General features: G+C 39.6%; 16 protein-coding genes and 1 pseudogene. 15 read left to right on the top strand and 2 right to left on the bottom strand.

What is annotated here, in order from left to right:
• Nucleotides 1–2 precede the first annotated feature (2 nt).
• The 9 genes and pseudogenes from K6I41_RS18765 to K6I41_RS18725 form a co-directional block, all read left to right on the top strand.
• Entirely contained in the window at nt 3–1145 is a 1143-nt protein-coding gene (locus K6I41_RS18765) for a glycosyltransferase family 4 protein (RefSeq protein ID WP_151989232.1), read from the top strand.
• Nucleotides 1146–1754, top strand: coding sequence for a sugar transferase (locus tag K6I41_RS18760; RefSeq protein ID WP_151989233.1), 609 nt, complete (start codon nt 1146–1148; stop codon nt 1752–1754).
• Nucleotides 1751–2410: a NeuD/PglB/VioB family sugar acetyltransferase gene (locus K6I41_RS18755; RefSeq protein WP_049838315.1), complete on the top strand. Its 660-nt coding sequence runs from the start codon at nt 1751–1753 to the stop codon at nt 2408–2410. The genes K6I41_RS18760 and K6I41_RS18755 overlap by 4 nt, the downstream gene beginning before the upstream one ends.
• Before the next feature lie 26 nt (nt 2411–2436).
• Nucleotides 2437–3612, top strand: coding sequence for a DegT/DnrJ/EryC1/StrS family aminotransferase (locus tag K6I41_RS18750; protein WP_151989234.1), 1176 nt, complete (start codon nt 2437–2439; stop codon nt 3610–3612).
• Nucleotides 3613–3753: 141 nt separating this feature from the next.
• Nucleotides 3754–5628 (top strand): polysaccharide biosynthesis protein, encoded by a 1875-nt coding sequence (locus tag K6I41_RS18745; RefSeq protein WP_107882237.1) that lies wholly within the window; start codon nt 3754–3756, stop codon nt 5626–5628.
• Nucleotides 5629–5639: 11 nt separating this feature from the next.
• The gene (galU, locus tag K6I41_RS18740; protein ID WP_199987948.1) at nt 5640–6515 is read left to right on the top strand and encodes a UTP--glucose-1-phosphate uridylyltransferase GalU; all 876 of its coding nucleotides are present in this window, start codon (nt 5640–5642) and stop codon (nt 6513–6515) included.
• 117 nt (nt 6516–6632) lie between these two features.
• A complete protein-coding gene (locus K6I41_RS18735; protein ID WP_250374952.1) occupies nt 6633–7895 on the top strand; it encodes a nucleotide sugar dehydrogenase in 1263 nt (420 codons plus the stop codon).
• A complete protein-coding gene (pgi, locus tag K6I41_RS18730; RefSeq protein WP_151989235.1) occupies nt 7892–9562 on the top strand; it encodes a glucose-6-phosphate isomerase in 1671 nt (556 codons plus the stop codon). The genes K6I41_RS18735 and pgi overlap by 4 nt, the downstream gene beginning before the upstream one ends.
• Nucleotides 9563–9600: 38 nt before the next feature.
• Nucleotides 9601–9760: pseudogene (locus tag K6I41_RS18725) on the top strand (UDP-glucose 4-epimerase); the annotation flags it as partial.
• A gap of 120 nt (nt 9761–9880) precedes the next feature.
• On the opposite strand, the gene K6I41_RS18720 reads toward K6I41_RS18725, so the two are convergent.
• Nucleotides 9881–11251 carry a phosphohexomutase domain-containing protein gene (locus tag K6I41_RS18720; RefSeq protein ID WP_250374951.1) on the bottom strand — a complete coding sequence of 457 codons (1371 nt, stop codon included), beginning with the start codon at nt 11249–11251 and terminating at the stop codon, nt 9881–9883.
• A gap of 374 nt (nt 11252–11625) precedes the next feature.
• Here K6I41_RS18720 and lldP point away from each other — a divergent pair, with 374 nt between their 5' ends.
• The 4 genes from lldP (at nt 11626) to dld (ending at nt 17221) form a co-directional block, all read left to right on the top strand.
• Entirely contained in the window at nt 11626–13293 is a 1668-nt protein-coding gene (lldP, locus tag K6I41_RS18715) for an L-lactate permease (RefSeq protein ID WP_171056861.1), read from the top strand.
• A gap of 37 nt (nt 13294–13330) precedes the next feature.
• Nucleotides 13331–14065, top strand: coding sequence for a transcriptional regulator LldR (gene lldR, locus K6I41_RS18710; RefSeq protein WP_240617567.1), 735 nt, complete (start codon nt 13331–13333; stop codon nt 14063–14065).
• Nucleotides 14062–15213, top strand: a complete 1152-nt coding sequence (gene lldD / locus K6I41_RS18705) for an FMN-dependent L-lactate dehydrogenase LldD (RefSeq protein WP_005079601.1) — start codon at nt 14062–14064, stop codon at nt 15211–15213. The genes lldR and lldD overlap by 4 nt, the downstream gene beginning before the upstream one ends.
• A 301-nt stretch (nt 15214–15514) precedes the next feature.
• Nucleotides 15515–17221, top strand: coding sequence for a D-lactate dehydrogenase (gene dld, locus K6I41_RS18700; RefSeq protein ID WP_250374950.1), 1707 nt, complete (start codon nt 15515–15517; stop codon nt 17219–17221).
• A gap of 48 nt (nt 17222–17269) precedes the next feature.
• On the opposite strand, the gene K6I41_RS18695 is transcribed toward dld, so the two are convergent.
• A complete protein-coding gene (locus K6I41_RS18695) occupies nt 17270–18484 on the bottom strand; it encodes an amino acid aminotransferase (RefSeq protein WP_005309021.1) in 1215 nt (404 codons plus the stop codon).
• Nucleotides 18485–18999: 515 nt separating this feature from the next.
• Here K6I41_RS18695 and K6I41_RS18690 point away from each other — a divergent pair.
• Entirely contained in the window at nt 19000–19710 is a 711-nt protein-coding gene (locus K6I41_RS18690; protein WP_068524002.1) for a GntR family transcriptional regulator, read from the top strand.
• Nucleotides 19703–20587 carry a methylisocitrate lyase gene (gene prpB, locus K6I41_RS18685; protein ID WP_004706036.1) on the top strand — a complete coding sequence of 295 codons (885 nt, stop codon included), beginning with the start codon at nt 19703–19705 and terminating at the stop codon, nt 20585–20587. Before K6I41_RS18690 ends, prpB begins: the two co-directional genes overlap by 8 nt.
• Nucleotides 20588–20634: the final 47 nt, after the last annotated feature.

Raw genomic sequence — 20634 nt, 5'->3', positions numbered from 1 at the left:
TTATGAATTTTGTTATTATTTCTAGTTTTCTTCCTTCAATATTAAATTTTCGTGGAAAATTACTTGAAGCTATTCATAAAAAAGGCTATCAAATTCATATTATTGCTCCAGATCTAGAACTATTTCGAGATGAAGTAAATAAATTACAATTGCTTGGCTACTCTGTTTATTCTGTTGAAATGCAAAGAACTGGGACTAATCCAATCGCAGATATAAAAACACTATTTGAAATCTATAAAATTACAAACAAGATTAAGCCAGACTATGTTTTGTCATATACGATTAAACCTGTGATCTACGGCACGCTTGCTACTTATTTTGCAAAAGTGCCAAATCGTTTTTCACTTATAACAGGGTTGGGATATGCTTTTCAGAATGTAGATAGTACAAGTAAAAGAAGTACGTTCCAAAAAATCGTACATTGGCTTTATAAACAAGCATTAATAAGATCATCCAAGGTTTTTTTTCAAAATCCTGATGACCTAGCTTTATTCCAGCAATTAAATTTATTAAGAAACAAGGTGCCTGCAGTAGTTGTCAACGGGTCTGGTGTCAATGTGACTGATTTTGAAGTTGTAAGTTTGCCTCGTGCTATGAATGGTGAAGTTAAGGTTTCATTTTTATTAATTGCTCGATTATTAGAAGATAAAGGCATAAGAGAGTATGTAGAAGCAGCCAAATTAATTAAAAAAGAATATCCTCAAATTGAATTTAATTTAGTGGGCTGGATAGATGAAAATCCAACCGCAATAAAACAGCAAGAATTAGATTCATGGATTGATGAAAAAATTATTAAATACTGGGGGAAGCTTTCTGATGTTCGTCCCGCTATTGCTGAAAGTTCAATTTATGTATTACCTTCTTATAGAGAAGGCACACCTCGTACCGTCTTAGAAGCAATGTCTATGGGACGAGCTATTATTACAACGGATGCTCCTGGATGTAGAGAAACTGTAGAGCACGATGGAAATGGTTATTTAGTTGAAGTAAAGTCTGTCACTAGCTTAGAGATGGCAATGAAAAAGTTTATTCAGAATCCTGAATTGGCCGAAATTATGGGAACACGCTCTAGAGAAATTGCATTACATAAATATGATGTACATCAAGTGAATCATCATATGATGACAGAAATGGGAATTAAATAAGTGTTAAAACGTTTACTTGATATCATTATTGCTTCTGTAGCATTAATTCTACTTTCACCTTTATATTTTTATGTTGCATATAAAGTGAAAAAAAACTTAGGTTCTCCAGTATTGTTCCGCCAAGTTCGCCCAGGTTTAGATGGGAAGCCGTTTGAAATGATTAAGTTTCGAACAATGAAAGACGCAACAGATGCACAGGGTAATCCTTTACCTGATAGTGAGCGTCTAACGCCATTTGGTAAAATGCTTCGTTCAAGCAGTTTGGATGAAATGCCTGAGCTTTGGAACGTGATTAAAGGTGATATGAGCATTGTTGGCCCACGCCCTTTGCTTATGGAATATTTACCACTTTATAACAAAGAACAAGCCAAGCGCCATGATGTACGACCAGGAATGACTGGTCACGCCCAAGTTAATGGACGTAATGCGATTGGCTGGGATGAAAAATTTAAGCTTGATACGTGGTACGTAGAAAACAGATCGCTTTGGTTGGACTTTAAAATAATGCTACAAACGGTTAAAAAAGTAATCGCTAAAGATGATATCAATGAAGCTGGCGAGGCGACGATGACCAAGTTTACAGGTTCAAAGTCGGAAGCAGATAAATGAGTAACCAGATCTATGCGATTTATGGTGCTTCAGGCTGTGGTCGCAGTCTGATGCCTGTTGCAAGACAACAGCTTCAACGTCAGGGTATTGCAGCAGAAATTTATTTTATTGATGATAGTTTACAAGAAGAAAAGATAGTAAACGGACATACAGCTGTGAACTATCAAACTTTTAAATCAATAGAATGTTCTAATAAGTATGTATTAATTGCTATTGCGAATAGTCAAATCCGTGAAAAAATTGCCAATCAGTTGATTGCTGATGGTATTAAACTTTGGTCCGTACAGGCTGATAATTCAGTAATTATGGATAACGTTGAAATCAGTGAGGGTGCTGCACTAAGCCCTTTTGTTTCAATTACATCAAATATAAAAATCGGTAAATGTTTTCATGCTAATTTATACAGTTATGTTGAGCATGACTGTGTGATTGGTGACTACGTTACATTTGCTCCAGGTGTTAAATGTAATGGCAATATTCGTATTGAAGACCATGCATACATCGGTGCTGGAGCCGTCATTAAACAGGGTACACCTGATAAGCCTTTAGTGATTGGTAAAGGCGCTGTTGTTGGGATGGGTGCTGTAGTGACTAAAAGTGTAGCAGCTGGCGTAACAGTCGTTGGTAACCCCGCCAGAATTTTAGAAAGAAAGTAAGAAGTATTTTTTATTAGGAAATCAGAATGTTAAACACTGCATTTGAACCATGGCCAAGTTTTACTACAGAAGAAGCTGACGCAGTCAAAAATGTATTACTATCAAATAAAGTAAATTATTGGACTGGTCAAGAATGTAGAATCTTTGAAAAAGAATTTGCCGAATTTTCTGGTACAAAATATGCGGTAGCTTTGGCAAATGGTACCGTGGCACTAGATGTTGCATTAAAAGCTTTAGACATTGGTGCAGGTGATGATGTTATTGTGACATCCCGTACCTTTCTTGCTTCAGCAAGTTCTATTGTAACGGCGGGCGCTAATCCTGTTTTTGCCGATGTAGAATTAGATTCTCAAAACATTTCACGACGTACGATTGAAGCTGTCATTACACCAAATACGAAAGCAATTATTTGTGTACATTTGGCCGGTTGGATGTGCGATATGGATCCGATTATGCAGCTTGCTGCTGAGCGTGGCATCTATGTTATTGAAGATTGCGCACAGGCTCATGGTGCAAAATATAAAGGTAAGGCTGCAGGATCAATCGGTCATATTTCTGCTTGGTCTTTTTGCCAAGATAAAATTATGACAACTGGTGGTGAGGGCGGTATGGTCACCACAAATGATGAAGCACTGTGGAAGAAAATGTGGTCATATAAGGACCATGGGAAAAGCTACGATAGTATTTATAATAAACAACATCCTCCAGGTTTCCGCTGGTTGCATGACTCATTTGGTACCAACTGGCGGATGATGGAAATGCAAGCGGTTATTGGTCGAATTCAGTTAACACGTATGACTGAATGGACAAGAAAGCGTACTGAAAATGCAGAAAAGATTTTAAAAGCGTTTGAAAATTCTCCTTACTTTAACGTTCATATCCCTTCTGATGATTATGTACATGCATATTATAAATGTTATGTACAAGTGAATTTAGAGACGTTGCCAGAAAGTTGGTCACGTGATCGTATAATGCAAGAAATTAATGCCCAAGATGTGCCTTGTTTTAGCGGCTCTTGTTCTGAAGTTTATTTAGAGCATGCTTTCGATGGTACCCCATGGCGTCCAGAAAAACGTTTGGAAAATGCACAGCAATTAGGTGAGACAAGCTTAATGTTCTTGGTGCATCCGACTTTAAGCCAAGATAGTATAGAAAAGACAATTAGTGCAATTAATGCGGTTAGTAGAGCTATACAATCATAAAAATGTGAAGCTATTCACATAGCTTTCTTTTGAATTATGATCTGATTTAAAGTTATGTAACCGCTGCGTAAATTTTATTTCTAGTTATATAAGAAATGAGTATAAATACCGCACGGTTACTACAACGATTAGAAGAGTATTGTGAAAAAGATTATTTATCAGTTTGCGTCTGCCCCAAGACTTGCCAAACAATGTTTTTTGGTTCTTGTAGACCTTTTTGCGTTTCCTGTTATTTTGTGGCTATGTTACGCCATTCGTCTATTTGATTTAGGCGCGGAAGTTATCCCAGGCATTAACTATGGAGTAGCGATCGTTACTATCGTTGCTATTTTAAGTTTAATGCTCACAGGGGTATATCGCTTTATTGTCCGTACTTTTAATGAAGCCTTTATTGCAAAATTAGCGCTTGCTGTTGCCCTGATGGTGGTTGTTTTATATAGCCTAAATGCATTCTCGGCAGCTTTTGTTCCGACATCAATTCCATTGATGTTTGGTTTCTTAATGTTTAGTTGGGTTTGGTGTAGCCGTGCATTTATCCGTTTTATTGTAAAGGCTACATTACTCACAGGTGAAGAGAGAAAGCGTATCGCAATTTATGGTGCGGGTGATGCTGGTCAGCAAATTGCAGCTGTGCTTTATCGTTCTGGTAACCATTTACCTGTTTTCTTCATTGATGATAATCCATCTTTACAAGACCATATGGTTGGTGGTTTAAAAGTACTATCTTTAGAAAAAGCCTTACAACGGTTTGAAAAATATAAAACTGATGAAATTTTACTAGCATTACCTTCAGTAGGTCGCGTACGTAAAAGTGAAATTATCCAACAGCTAGAACCTGCACATCTTAAAATTACTGAACTACCTGGCCTTACTCAGTTGGTTGATGGTGAACTAAAAGTTGCTGATATTCGTGAAGTAGATATTGTTGATTTATTGGGACGTGACCCAGTACCTCCTGTAGATCATTTACTTGCAAAAAATATTCATAATAAAATCGTGATGGTAACAGGTGCCGGTGGTTCAATTGGCTCCGAGTTGTGTCGACAAATTATTAAAAATCAGCCTAAGATGTTGATTATTTATGAAATTACTGAATTTGCACTTTACAGTATTGATAGAGAGTTACGTCTAACCGCTCAATGTGAAATTGTTCCAATTTTAGGTACTGTTCAGGATCAACAAAAATTAGAGCGTATTATTGAGCAATACAGCGTACAAACTGTTTATCACGCTGCCGCTTATAAACATGTACCTTTAGTAGAATGTAATCCAATTGCAGGATTAAAGAACAATGCGATTGGAACAGCGAATAGTTTAAATGCAGCTGTGAAAAAGGGTGTGGAGACATTCGTTCTCATCTCGACTGATAAAGCTGTGCGTCCAACCAATGTTATGGGCGCCTCAAAACGCATGGCCGAACTTTATTGTCAGGCGATGGCTGAAGCTCAAAAGCAAACTCAAATTAGTATTGTACGTTTTGGTAATGTATTAGGTTCTTCGGGTTCTGTAGTGCCGTTATTTAAACATCAGATTGCAAAAGGTGGTCCTATTACTGTGACTCACCCGGATGTAACACGCTACTTCATGACTATTCCTGAAGCATCTCAGTTGGTTATTCAAGCTGGTGCGTTAGGCAAAGGTGGAGATGTCTTTTTACTTGATATGGGGGAGCCTGTTCGTATTCAGGATTTAGCTCGACAAATGATTTCTTTAAGTGGCTTAACTGTTCGTGAAAAAGACTCAGTTCAAGGGGATATCGAAATTCGCTATAGCGGATTACGCCCAGGAGAAAAACTTTACGAAGAATTGTTAATTGATCAAGAAAATACTGAATATACCGAGCACAGTAGAATTCTTCGATCATTTGAAAAGTTCTACCCACTCACTGAAATTCAAGAAGTTTTTGATCGAGTTAATAATATGACTGCTGTTCAAAAAGATATTGATTGGGCTCTTTGTCAACTTGAACACTATGTTGATGGTTATAAACGTAGTAAAGATATTATGGTTAATTAGAGAGTGAATGTGTGATTAAAAAGGCAGTTTTACCTGTAGCTGGATTAGGTACACGTTTTTTACCAGCAAGTAAGTCAATTCCCAAAGAAATGGTTACAGTGGTTGATCGTCCTGCAATTGAATATGTAGTGCGTGAAGCTGTAGAGGCTGGAATTGAGCAAATTATTTTGGTAACTCATTCATCTAAGGCATCAATTGAAAATTATTTTGATCGAAACTTTGAACTAGAAACGACTCTAGAGCAAAAGAAAAAGTTCGATTTACTTGAAGAAATTACGCAGATTATTCCATCTCATGTAAGTGTGGTAAGTGTAAGACAACCTCAGCCTTTAGGTTTAGGACATGCGGTTTTATGTGCAAAAAGTATTGTTGGGCAAGATGACTTTGCTGTGTTATTGCCAGATGTATTGGTGCAAGACAACTCAGGAAAAAATGATTTATCACGTATGATTTCACGCTATGAATCAAGTCAAGCTGCTCAAATCATGGTTGAGGCAGTACCAGACCATCTTGTAGATCAGTATGGAATTGTTGATGTAAAGCAGAGCCCAAATGAGGGTGAAAGTATTGCTATGCAGGGAATTATCGAAAAACCTGCTATAGGTACTGCACCTTCTAATTTATCTGTGGTGGGGCGTTATATTTTACCTGCTAAGATTATGCAGCTTTTGGAAAATACTCCGAAAGGCGCGGGCAATGAAATTCAGTTAACTGATGCTATTGCGATGCTTCAAGAAACTGATACCGTTGAAGCCTATCGGATGCAAGGCCAAACTTTTGACTGTGGCAGTAAGCTCGGTTATTTGAAAGCTGTACTACATTATGGTGTTGCACACCCTAAGTTAGGATTAGAATTTAAACAGCTGATTCAAGAACTTAAATTATAAAGTTTTGTAGTTCTGCTTAAGTATTTGTAAAAACTACTGAATATAGTAGCTGTGCAGTATATTCTCTTCCTGTAAAGGGAAGAGAATTCTATAAAATACGAAAAAATCAGGTGTGCAATGAAAATCGCAGTATTTGGAACAACGTTACATGCCGGTGTGATGGCAGCACTATTAGCTGAATATGGTAATCAAATTTACTGGTGTACTAGTGTCACTTGTGAAGAAAATATTTCTGTACTTTCATATCAAGATCAAGACGTAAATAATTATTTAAATAAGCAGCGGAAAGCGGGGTTTTTAAAAGAAAGTGCTTTTTCTGAGATTCCTTTAGATATTGAAGTTTATTTATTTTGCTTTAGTCCAACACAAATTGAACTTGCGTTAAAAACAGTTGAGAAGTTGAGCGAACGACCTATTGTTCATCCTCGATTAATGATTAATGGTTCTACTTTTGGTTTGCATGGTACGGAGAAATTAAAAAAACATTTGCCAAAAGATGAGTGGGTTTACCTTCCTGATGTGATTCAGGAAGGTAATGCTATCAACAGTGTATTGAATGTAAAACATGTCATTGTTGGTGTTGAATCTAGGGATGCAAGTGAAACCATGCAAGAGTTATTGCGCCCTTTTTTCCAATTTAGTTATCAATATTTATTTATGCCGATTTTAGATGCTGAGTTCACCAAACTGAGTATTTCAGGCATGTTGGCTACCCGCATTAGTTATATGAATGACTTGGCTATGGTCGCTGAAAAGTTAGGTATTGATATTGCGAATGTAAAGCATGGTATCGCTGCTGACACACGTATTGGTGCTGCATATTTATCGCCGGGTGTCGGATTTGGCGGTGAGAACTTTTCGCATGATATTTTAACACTTTCGAGTACTGTGTCTGAAACTGGAACAAAAAGCCGCCTTTTAGAACAGGTTTGGGCGATTAACGAGCAGCAGAAAGAAATTTTATTTCGTAAGTTATGGAATTATTATCACTGTAGTCTAAATGGCAAAACAGTTGCGATTTGGGGAGCTTCTTTTAAAGAAAATACTTCGAATATACATAACTCACCGATTCATATTTTATTAGCTGCATTATGGGCACAGGGGGTAATAGTACGTCTGCATGACCCTCAAGCTTTAGATGAAATAGCTGCAACTTATGGGCATCGTGAAGATTTAATTTTATGTACGGACCAATATGAGGCGGTACGAGATGCTCATGCGCTATGTCTAGTCACGGCATGGAAGCAATATTGGAGTCCTGACTTTAAGCAACTACAACAGTTAATGAAGCATCCTTTAATTTTAGATGGACGTAATATTTATGATCCTGCGTATGTAAAGGCGAAAGGTTTTGCTTATGAAGGAGTAGGTCGCTTATGAGTAAATCAATTGAGCAATTTCCAAAGGAATTAGTCTCACCTTTAACTCATCTTCAAACTCTGGGTGAAAAAAACTCAAAATTACATATAAAAGAGTTATTTGCTTTAGAGCCAGATCGTTTTCAAAATTATTCTGTAAAATTTGATCAATTATTTTTTGATTATAGTAAGCACCGCTTAACCAAAGATATTCTGGGACAGTTAATAGCTCTTGCAAATACTAAAAATTTAACTGAATGGATTAATCGCCTTTTTTCAAAAAATAAAATTAACTGTACTGAGCAACGTGAGGCAATGCACTGGGCACTACGTTTGCCTGTTAACTATTCGAAGTTCCCAGATTTAACAGAACAAGTTCATAGTCAGTTACAACGTATGTATGCCTTAGTGGAAAAAATCCATGCAGGGCAATATCGGGGTTCAACTGGTGAGGTGATTCAAGATGTTGTTAATATTGGGGTGGGTGGTTCTGATTTAGGACCACAAATGGTCACGCATGCTTTATCTGATTTTAAGGTAAAAACCGCTAAACCTTTAAATATTCACTTTGTGTCTACGATGGACGGTAGTCAGTTATCTGAGTTGCTCCACCAACTTCGTCCTGAAACAACTTTGTTTATTATTTCATCTAAATCTTTTGGTACGATTGATACCTTATCAAATGCACAAACAGTTCGTCAGTGGCTTGAAAAGGCATTAGGAACACATGCTCGTGTATTAAAAAGTCACTTTATTGGTGTATCTACAAAATCTGACAAAATGTCTGAATGGGGAATCGCGCCTGAAAACCAGTTACTACTGTGGGACTGGGTAGGTGGGCGTTATTCTTTATGGTCTTGTATCGGTTTACCTATTGCTTTGACAATTGGTGTGGAAGGCTTCCAGCAACTTTTAGCAGGTGCTCATGCCGTCGATGAGCATTTTCAAAATACGAGTTTTGATCAAAATATCCCAGTTTTGATGGCATTATTAGGAGTCTGGAATAATAACTTTTTAAATATTCAGACCCATGCAGTATTACCCTATGATGGGCGATTAAAGTATTTTGCAGCTTATTTGCAACAACTAGAAATGGAGTCTAATGGTAAGTCGGTGCAACGCAGTGGCCAGAAGGTTGAGTTAGATACTTGCCCAATTGTGTGGGGTGAAGTAGGACCCAATGCTCAGCATGCTTTCTATCAGTTGTTACATCAAGGTTCACAAGCAGTAACCTGTGATTTTATTGCGCCAATTCAACGTTATAACGCAGATCATTTTACCTATGTTGAAAATGCAGAAGCTCTAGTTGAACAACATCATCTTGCACTGTCAAATTGTTTAGCACAATCAAGATTATTAGCCTTTGGTAATGATGCTTTAGACCCAAGTGAATTAGAGAATTTACCAATTTATAAGCAATATGAGGGTAATCAGCCAAGTTCTACATTATTATTAGATGAGTTAAACCCGTATAATTTAGGAATACTGATTGCTTTATATGAACATAAAGTTTTTGTACAGTCCGTGATTTGGAATATTAATCCATTTGATCAATGGGGAGTTGAGAAAGGTAAACAGATTGCTGATCAGTTACTTCCGATTTTAAATGGTATTCAAAATGACCTTTCAACACTTGATGCTTCAACGCGTGGATTAATTAAAATATTATTAGGAAAAGTAGATGGCTAAAATTTTAGTCATGGGACGTAGAATATATTGGTTTACACATATGTGTTGAGCAATTATTGCAAAAGTTGTCCCAGAGTGGTCAATCGCATTGCTTCGTTATTTTAATCCAGTAGGTGTACATAAGAGCGGACGTATTGGTGAAGATCCACAAGGTATTCCAAATAGTTTATGACATATGTGACTCAAGTTGCTATTGGCAGCCTCAATATGACTTAGAAGATATGCTTGCTGATAGCTGGAATTGGCAGAAGCAGAATCCTAATGGATATAATTAAATACTAATAAAAAAGGAGCTGATAGCTCCTTTTTTATTATGAATTAGTTCTGAATCAACCCAGTCAGCTCATCTACATAATGTTGCATTGGCTGGGCTTGGCGATCCGCACGGCTTTCAATGTTAAGACGTAGCAAAGGTTCAGTATTTGACGCACGGACATTAAAGCGCCATGCACCAAAGTCTAGACTTACACCATCAGTACGGTCAATTTGTGGATTTTGATCATCATAGAAATCGAAAATCTTTTGAATAGTGATTTGTGTATCGGCTACTTTAAAGTTGATTTCACCGCTACAAGGGAACTTGGTAATCATATTTTCAACGAGCGTTGAAAGAGATTTTCCTGTTTCAGAAATTAGGGCAACAGTGAGTAACCATGGAATCATCCCGCTGTCGCAGTAAGCAAAGTCACGGAAATAGTGATGTGCACTCATTTCTCCGCCATATACGGCATTATGTTCACGCATCACGTCTTTAATGAATGCATGACCAGATTTTGACTGGACGGCAATACCTTTGTATTCATCCACTATATCAAATGTGTTCCACACTAAACGCGGGTCATGCACAATTTTTTCGCCTGACTGTTTAATCAAGAAAGCTTGAGCCAATAGACCAACAATATAGTAGCCTTCAATGAACTGTCCCTTTTCATCAAATAAGAAACAGCGGTCAAAGTCGCCGTCCCAAGCAATTCCCATATCTGCTTTATGCTCAATTACAGCATTTCGAGTACTGTCACGGTTTTCAATTAAAATTGGGTTAGGAATTCCATTTGGGAAAGTACCATCTGCTTCATGGTGAATTTTAATAAATTCAACTGGTACGTTAAGCGCTTTAAATTTTTCTTCAATGGCATCAATCACATGACCCGCAGCCCCATTACCAGCATTTACCACTAACTTAAGTGGGTGGATTTTTGCAGGTTCAATGTAGGTGATTAAGTGATCAACAAACTCAGGTAAAATGTTATAACTTTGAGTTGTGCCTTTTTGACTAACTTCTTCAAAGTTATTTGTTTCTGCTAAAGCCTGAATTTCTTTTAAACCAGTATCTGCACTAATTGGACGAGCATTTTCTCGAACTAATTTCATGCCGTTATAGTCCATTGGATTATGGCTAGCAGTAACTTCGATACCACCCTGTACATCTAAGTGGAAAGCAGCGAAGTAAACTTCTTCGGTACCCGTCATGCCCAAATCAAGAACATTCACACCTGCATCATTTAGACCACGGATGGTCGCTTGTTTTAAATCTTCACTGCTTAGACGAATATCACAACCGACTACTACAGTCTTTGGTTTATAGATTTGCCCGTAAGCACGGCCAATTTTATAGGCAATTTCTTCATTCAATTCGGTGCCGAGTTTGCCTCGGATATCATAAGCTTTAAAACACGTTAAAGTAGTCATTATTCAGTTCAATACAAATGATTTAAGTTTTGAGCATTATTATACATTTCTTAATAAATGGTTATGTTTATAGTTTTTATATTCAATTTTTACGGTTCATTTCTGTAGCTCAGATTTAAATTTATAAGAATACTTTTTACGACTTTAGTCTAATAAATAAAACCATAAGCTCGAAATAGCTTGATTTTACTTAGTGTTATTGGTCATACCAATTTTAGTGGTTATTTAACGATTGATCTTGCTAATATCTGTGTTTATGATGCGGTCTGTGGTTTAAGGAACAACATTTGCACTTAATTTTTAATTGGTCATACCAATTGTGTTAAATGTTTAAGAATTTAAGGTACAAAAATTCGCCCCGGCATTTCAAGGAGATGACAATGCTCAATATGTGGCAACAACTTTATGACCCTTTAAATAATATTTGGCTGTCCAGTGCGGTTGCATTAATCCCGATTATTTTCTTCTTTTTGGCATTGGCTGTTTTTCGTTTAAAAGGCAGTATCGCGGGTACGGGCACAGTCATTATTGCATTATTGATTGCTCTCTTTTTCTATCAAATGCCGGGTCAAATGGCATTCGCGTCGATCATTTATGGTTTCTTCTACGGTCTATGGCCAATTTCATGGATCATTATCGGGGCAGTTTTTCTATACAAGATTTCGGTAAAAACAGGCCAGTTTGAGGTTATTCGCTCAAGTATTTTGTCAATTACCGAAGACCAACGTCTGCAAATGTTACTCGTTGGTTTTGCATTTGGTACTTTCCTTGAAGGAGCAGCGGGTTTTGGTGCTCCTGTGGCAATTACGGCTGCACTCCTTGTAGGTTTAGGCTTTAAGCCACTTTATGCTGCTGGTTTATGCTTGATTGTAAATACCGCGCCAGTGGCATTTGGTGCGATGGGTATTCCAATTATTGTGGCGGGGCAGGTGTCAGGCGTAGACACCATGGAAATTAGCCAGATGGTGGGTCGTCAGTTGCCATTTTTAACGCTGATCGTGTTGTTCTGGATCATGGCGATTATGGATGGCTGGCGTGGTGTTAAAGAAACTTGGCCTGCTGTATTGGTTGGTGGTGGCGCTTTTGCGATTGCCCAATATCTTACATCTAACTTTATTGGCCCTGAATTACCAGATATTACCGCTGCAATTGCTTCATTGGTCAGCCTGACTGTGTTGTTCCGTTTCTGGAAACCAAAACATATTTTCCGCTTTGAACCTGAAGCTGGCCAAACTCTAATTCAGCAACCTACAACGGTTCAACGTTACAGTATTGGGAAAATTGCTAAGGCGTGGTCTCCATTTGCAATCTTAACGGTGATGGTCACCATCTGGAGTGTTAAGCCATTTAAAGCATTATTTGCAAAAGATGGTGCTCTTGAACACTGGATTTTTAAACTTGAAGTGCCGTACTTGCATAAATTGGTCGAAAAAATGCCGCCAATTGTGGCAGAGATGAAGCCATATGAAGCGATTTATAAGTTTGACTGGTTCTCTGCAACAGGTACTGCAATTTTTATTGCTGCAATCATCACTGCTATTTTCTTGAAAATGAAAGCAAGTGAAGCAGTAACGACTTTTGGTGAAACACTCAATGAGTTGAAAACACCGATTTACTCGATTGGTATGGTGTTGGCGTTTGCTTTTATTGCGAACTATTCAGGTTTATCTGCAACTTTAGCTTTGGCTCTATCGCATACGGGTCATGCGTTTACTTTCTTCTCACCATTTTTGGGTTGGCTTGGTGTGTTCCTTACAGGTTCAGATACCTCTTCAAATGCTTTGTTCTCGGCATTACAGGCGACCACAGCTCAGCAGATTGGTATTCCAGAAGTGTTATTGGTAGCTGCTAATACCAGTGGTGGCGTGACAGGTAAGATGATTTCTCCACAGTCAATTGCGATTGCGTGTGCAGCAGTAGGCTTAGTTGGAAAAGAATCTGACTTGTTCCGTTTCACGGTAAAACATAGCATCATATTCACTGTCTTTGTTGGCATCATTATTACGGTTCAGGCTTATCTGGTTCCGTGGATGATTCCATAACTTCAGTGAAGGAAACGCGATGAGAATCTCCGATCAAGTGGTCATGAAATTGCAGGCATTAATTGAAGAGCGGCACATGAAAAAAGGTGACCGTTTGCCTGCTGAGCGCCAGCTTGCAACTAGCTTAGGGGTTTCTCGTCCGTCTTTGCGTGAAGCAATTCAGCAGCTTAATAGTCAAGGTGTACTCAGTAGCCGCCGTGGCGATGGGACTTATATTCAGCAGTTACCTGAACAGTGGCCACAGCAACTGATTGTGAACCCAATTAGTAACTTGATTGAAGAAGATCCGCTTTACCGTTTTGATGTGCAAGAGGCGCGGTTATTACTTGAAGGTGGCACGGCATGGTATGCCGCATTGCGCTCAACGCCTGAAGATCGCGCCAAAATCCGTCATTATTTTAATGAAATTAGTCGCCATCAAAATGCAGGTGACTCAGCACAGGCTGCTGTGGCAGATGCTGAATTCCACTTAGCAATTGCTGAAGCATCTCACAATGTGGTGCTGATTCAAATGATGCGTAGCTTGTTTGATTTGCTGCAATACAACGTCTTGTTAGGGCGTAAAAAAGTTTATAACGATCCCGTCAATGGTGACTTGCTGAGCGAGCAGCATTTTCAGGTGATGGATGCTATTGATCGTAAAGATCCCGAGGCCGCACGCCAAGCTGTCTGCGGTCATATTGAATTTGTGATTAATCATGTGCGTTCTCTGGATGAAGACGAAGCTCGCCAGAAACGTGCAAATCGTTTAAATAGAGTTGATTCAAAATGATTATTTCTTCTGGCAATGATTATCGTGCTGCGGCACAACGTCGCTTACCCCCATTTTTATTTCATTACATTGATGGTGGAGCGTATTCGGAATATACCTTAAAGCGTAACGTACAAGATTTGTCAGAAATTGCATTGCGTCAACGTGTGCTCAATGACATGTCAGCGTTAAGTTTAGAGACAAAACTATTTAATGAAACATTGTCGATGCCAGTTGCTTTGGCGCCTGTCGGTTTAACGGGTATGTATGCACGCCGAGGTGAAGTGCAGGCCGCGATGGCAGCCGATAAAAAAGGTATTCCATTTACGCTTTCAACGGTTTCTGTCTGTCCGATTGAGGAAGTTGCACCTGCAATTAACCGTCCGATGTGGTTCCAGCTTTATGTATTACGTGACCGTGGTTTTATGCGTAATGCTTTGGAACGTGCAAAAGCGGCGGGTTGTTCAACACTGGTGTTTACCGTAGATATGCCTGTGCCAGGGGCGCGTTACCGTGATGCCCATTCGGGTATGAGTGGGCCAAATGCTGCAATGCGTCGTTATATGCAGTCGATGTTCCATCCACATTGGTCGTGGAATGTCGGCTTAATGGGTCGTCCGCATGACTTGGGTAATATCTCTAAATATTTAGGTAAACCGACTGGGCTTGAAGACTATATTGGCTGGTTAGGCTCGAACTTTGACCCATCAATTTCATGGAAAGACCTTGAGTGGATACGTGAGTTCTGGGATGGTCCAATGGTAATTAAAGGTATTTTAGACCCTGAAGATGCCAAAGATGCTGTGCGTTTTGGTGCAGATGGTATTGTGGTGTCGAATCATGGTGGTCGTCAGTTAGATGGCGTGATGTCGTCTGCTCGTGCATTGCCTGCAATTGCTGATGCGGTAAAAGGTGATTTAGCGATTTTAGCTGACTCAGGCATTCGTAATGGTTTAGATGTGGTGCGGATGTTAGCGCTCGGTGCTGATACAGTGTTACTTGGTCGTGCATTTGTGTATGCCTTGGCAGCAGCAGGTGGGCAAGGCGTATCGAACTTACTTGATTTAATTGATAAAGAAATGCGTGTTGCGATGACGCTGACAGGTGCTAAGTCGATTTCGGATATTAATGCGGATTGTTTAGTACAGGCGATTAAACAAGGTCTTTAAGACATAGTAAGTGAAGCAGTAAGCACAGCCTCAAAATTTGGTGATTTGCTAATGTTTTACGTATAGGCATTTGTCACTTTTGAAAGGTCAAAAGTAACCAAAAACCTTTGTTTCGATGACGGTACGTCCTTGCTACCGCATCGAAACGGCGGCATCCCTGCCGCCAACCGCGATAGTAAATATAGGGCTGATTCGAATTAGAGAATGAGCTAATTAAATATAAATTAGAAACGGTAAGACTCTGTCGTGTTTCTCTAAATTTAAAAAACAATGTGATATGGATGACCAAAAGGAAACCATCATGCAAACATTTTCTCCTCAAGTAGTGATCGAACGTTTACAAAACATTGTAGGGCGTTCGCATGTTTTGACCGATGATCAAAGCACACGTCAGTACCGCCAAGGTCGTCGTTTTGGTGAGGGGAAAGTGCTTGCTGTGGTGGTACCGGGCACATTACTAGAGCAATGGCAGGTGCTCCAAGCTGCAATTGAGGCAGACTGTATTGTGATTATGCAGGCGGCCAATACAGGGCTTACTGGTGGTTCAACCCCGTATGGTGATGATTATGATCGTCCTCTTTTGGTCATGAGTACCCGCCGATTAAAGGGGATTCAGGTCATTCACGAGGGTAAGCAAGTGATTTGTTTACCGGGTGCGACCTTAGATAATTTAGAGCAAATTTTAAAAGGTTATGATCGTGAACCACATTCCGTGATTGGTTCATCTTGTATTGGTGCATCGGTACTTGGCGGTGTGTGTAATAACTCTGGTGGTGCCTTGGTACGCCGTGGTCCTGCGTATACTGAACTGGCGTTATATGCTCAGGTGAATGCTGCTGGTCAATTAGAACTAGTGAATCATTTAGGGGTGAATTTAGGTTCGACTCCTGAAGAAATTTTGACTCGATTAGAGAAGCAGAAATATCAAGCCGTAGATATTTTAGATGATGGCGAAAAGCAGGCGTCCGACCATCGCTATGCGCATGATGTGACGCAAGTTGATGAAGATACACCTGCTCGTTTTAATGCAGATCCGTCACGTTTGTTTGAGGCATCGGGTTCGGCTGGTAAAGTCTGTGTGTTTGCGGTACGTCTCGATACTTATGAAAAAGTAGAGAGCAATGTCTTTTATATTGGGACTAATGATGCCGATGATTTAACAGCGATTCGTCGTTACTTACTGACCTCACTGCCAAGTCTACCGATTGCAGGCGAATATATTCACCGAGATGCTTATTTAATTGGTGAGAAGTACGGAAAAGACACGTTCTTATTTATTGAGAAATTTGGTACAGCCAATGTTCCAAAAGCCTTCGCGATGAAAGACAAAGTCGATGGTTTTTTAGAAAGATTTAAAATTAAAGGCTTAACGGATCATATTTTACAGGCGATTACCTTCTTTTTACCGAGTCATTTACCGAAGCGTATGACCGAATATCGAGATCGTTATGAGCACCATTTAGTGCTGCGTGTTGAAAGTAATTCGAAAGCTCAGACCGAGCAGTTTTTAAAAGAATATTTTGCAGTGCATCCGTCAGGTAGCTATTTCGTCTGTAGTGAAGAGGAAGGCCGAAAGGCGTTCTTGCACCGTTTTGCGATTGCAGGAGCTGCAATTCGTTATCGGGATACGCACCGTAGTGAAGTTGAAGATATTGTGGCGCTTGATATTGCGTTACGTCGTAATGACCGTGAGTGGGTAGAGCAATTACCAGCCGAGATGGAAAATAAAATCATCCATAAACTCTATTATGGGCATTTCTTTTGTCACGTTTTTCATCAGGATTATATTCTTAAAAAGGGCCATGACCCATTAGAAATGGAACATCAAATGTGGAAGTTACTCGATGCACGCCGTGCTGAATATCCGGCAGAGCATAATGTCGGGCATCTCTATATTGCCAAGCCTGCCTTAGCCAATTTCTACCAAAAACTCGACCCAACCAATAGCTTTAATGTGGGGATTGGGCATACCTCAAAACTGAAGTATTGGGGCAAAGCTAAATCTTAATATCGAGACATAAAAAAAGGCGCCGAAGCGCCTTTTTTTATAGATGATTTATGCTGCTTCTACTGATTTAGCAAGCACTTCTGCAACTGCTTTAGCAACAGTGTAAACATTGTTCATGTTTAAGCCTGCTACACAAATACGGCCACTACGTACTAAGTAGATTGCATATTCTTCACGCAAGATATCAACTTGTTCAGCAGTTAAACCTGTGTAGCTGAACATACCTTTTTGGTTTACAAGGTAACTAAAGTCACGGTCTGGTAGTGCTTTAGTGAGTTCGTCTTTCAAGATGCTACGCATTTTAATAATACGCTCACGCATCTCTTTTACTTCGCCTTGCCATTGTTGGTTAAGTTCAGCGTCATTTAACACTTCATCAACTAACCAAGCGCCTGTAGTAGGAGGGCTAGAGTAAATACGGCGTACAGTCGCTTTTAACTGACCGAATGTGCACTGAGCAGCTTCTGCATCGTCACATACGAAAGTTAAGCCGCCAACACGCTCGCCATATAAAGAGAAGATTTTAGAGAACGAGTTGCTCACAATGAAGTTTAGACCCGCTTGGTCTAAAGCACGGATTGCATACGCATCTTCTTCCATACCGTCACCAAAACCTTGGTAAGCGATGTCTAGGAATGGAATAAGGTTACGATCTTTTAATACTGCAATCACTTGATCCCACTGCGCTGGGTTTAAGTCAGCACCCGTTGGGTTGTGGCAGCATGGGTGCAATAACACAATGCTTTGCTCAGGCAAAGTTTTAAGTGTAGAAAGCATACCGTCAAAATCTACACCACGAGTTTCGTTGTCGAAGTATGGGTAGAAATGAGTTTTGATGCCAGCGCCATTGAAAATCGCAACGTGGTTGTCCCAAGTTGGTTGGCTTACCCAAACGTCTGAATTTGGGAAATAAGTTTTTAAGAAGTCCGCACCAACTTTTAATGCACCTGAACCACCGAGCGTTTGGATGGTTACAGCACGGCCAGCTTTAACTGCTGGGCTGTTTGCACCAAATAAAAGTGCTTGAATTGCTTCACGGTAAGGTTTGAAGCCTTCCATTGGCAAATAAAGTTTGGTTTTACCGTTTTTAGGCTCGATACGCTTTTGCGCTTCAATAATGGTCTCTAACTGAGGAACAATACTGTCTTCGTTATAATAAAGACCAATACTCAAGTTCACTTTTCCAGAACGAGTATCAGCGTTGAACTGTTCCATTAAAGAGAGAATTGGGTCGCCTGCGTATGGGGGGATATGTTGAAACATCAAAAAAGTCCTTTCATTCAACAATATGCATAGTGCTGGGTTTTTTCTGTCTCGAAAAATACGCCACAACTATGTCGATGTTCAATAATGTATCAATAAAGCTACCGTGAAGCACCTGATAATTTCACTAATATCGATATTTTCTGGATGAAAATGATAAAAAGATTTAAAAGAAATTACGGTAAATAGATACTAATTTATAACTCATGCTTTCATTCAAGCAGATTGTCTACAATCTTGCTGTAATACATTGGTTGTAGACTAAAGTTTGAAACAAAAGATTAGAGGTCGAAAAGCAGCTAAAAAAGTGCCATAAACCTATAGGTAAAATAATATTAAATATCTGTTTTATAAGTACTAATTGGTAGGTGGTGTAATGCTGTAAATATAAGGTGAGAGAACAGGTCTAACGATAAAAATTGACCTGATGCGTTCTGTAAAGTGTCAACAATCACCTTGATTTTTTTCATTCATACCGCTATAAAACTCATAATTGATTAAAAATTGTCGACAATATGCAAGATTTGACCTACGCACCAGAGCCTCTACAAAGTCAGGGAAGAACACTGACTGAGAATGTATTTAAACAAATACAGACGGCGATTGTTTTGGGTCAAATTCCGGCAGGTAGCAAGATTTCTGAGCCTGAACTGGCTAGGACTTATGGCATTAGCCGTGGGCCTTTGCGTGAAGCGATTCATCGCCTTGAAGGGCAACGTTTGGTTGAGCGTACTGCACATGTGGGAGCGCGCGTGGTTTCGCTCTCACTGCAACAGTTCAAAGAGCTTTACCAAATTCGAGCTTCTTTAGAAGGTTTGGCCTGTAATCTTGCTGCACAGCATATTGATAAAAAGCAAATCTTGGCACTACGTGATGTTTTGCGTATGCATGCTGAAGATGAAAACTTTAAAGCAGGTAAAGGATATTACTTGCAAGAAGGACAGGACGATTTTCACTACTGCATTATCAAAAGTAGTGGCAATAAAACCCTAGAAAAAATGCTATGTGATGAGCTTTATCACCTCATCCGTATGTACCGAATTCAGTTTTCAAACACACCCGATCGACCGAGCAAAGCTTGGGACGAACATATCCGTATTTTAGATGCAATTGCAGAAGGCGATGGTGAACTTGCCGAGCTGCTCATGCATCGACATATCAATGCTTCTTACAAAATTATTGAGCAAACACTGCTACAAGCACAAGGAGAACATAACAATGGCTAAACAATCCGCAGGTCAGCTATTTCGCGATGCAGTAGCCCAAGAAAAGCCATTACAAGTGGTTGGAACCATCAACGCCAATCATGCACTTTTGGCAAAACGTGCAGGTTATAAAGCGATTTACTTATCAGGTGGTGGTGTAGCCGCTGGTTCTTTAGGTTTACCTGATTTGGGAATTAGTAACCTTGATGATGTGTTGACCGACGTACGCCGTATTACTGATGTATGTGATCTTCCATTATTAGTCGATGCCGACACAGGTTTTGGTGCTTCTGCATTTAACATTGCACGTACTACAAAAGCGCTCATCAAGTTTGGTGCTGCGGCAATGCACATTGAAGACCAAGTGGGTGCAAAACGTTGTGGTCACCGTCCGAACAAAGCCATTGTGACTCAAGAAGAAATGGTTGACCGTATTAAAGCTGCGGTTGATGCGCGTGGTGATGACAGCTTCGTGATTATGGCACGTACCGATGCATTGGCTGTAGATGGCTTACAAGCTGCAATTGACCGTGCAGGTGCCTACATTGAAGCGGGTGCAGACATGTTGTTCCCTGAAGCAATTACCGAGCTTGATATGTACAAGCAATTTGCTCAAAAGACAGGCGCACCAATTTTGGCAAACATCACAGAGTTTGGTTCTACGCCACTGTTTACCACTGAAGAGTTAGCATCTGCTGACGTAAGCCTTGCGCTTTACCCACTTTCTGCTTTCCGTGCCATGAACAAGGCAGCCGAAACTGTGTATGAAACCTTACGTAAAGAAGGTACACAAAAGAACGTGGTTGATATTATGCAAACGCGTAAAGAGTTATATGAACGCATTAATTACTATGCGTTTGAAGACTACTTAGACAACGCATTTGCTAAAAAGAAATAAGAAGTAAAACACGGTACATATGCCGTGTTTCCCAAATAATTTAAATA

This window comes from Acinetobacter sp. AS23, from assembly GCF_023612055.1.
Lineage (GTDB): Bacteria > Pseudomonadota > Gammaproteobacteria > Pseudomonadales > Moraxellaceae > Acinetobacter > Acinetobacter oleivorans.
The sequence above is the reverse complement of the archived record's forward strand: the minus strand, read 5'-3'. Positions and strand labels throughout refer to the sequence as shown.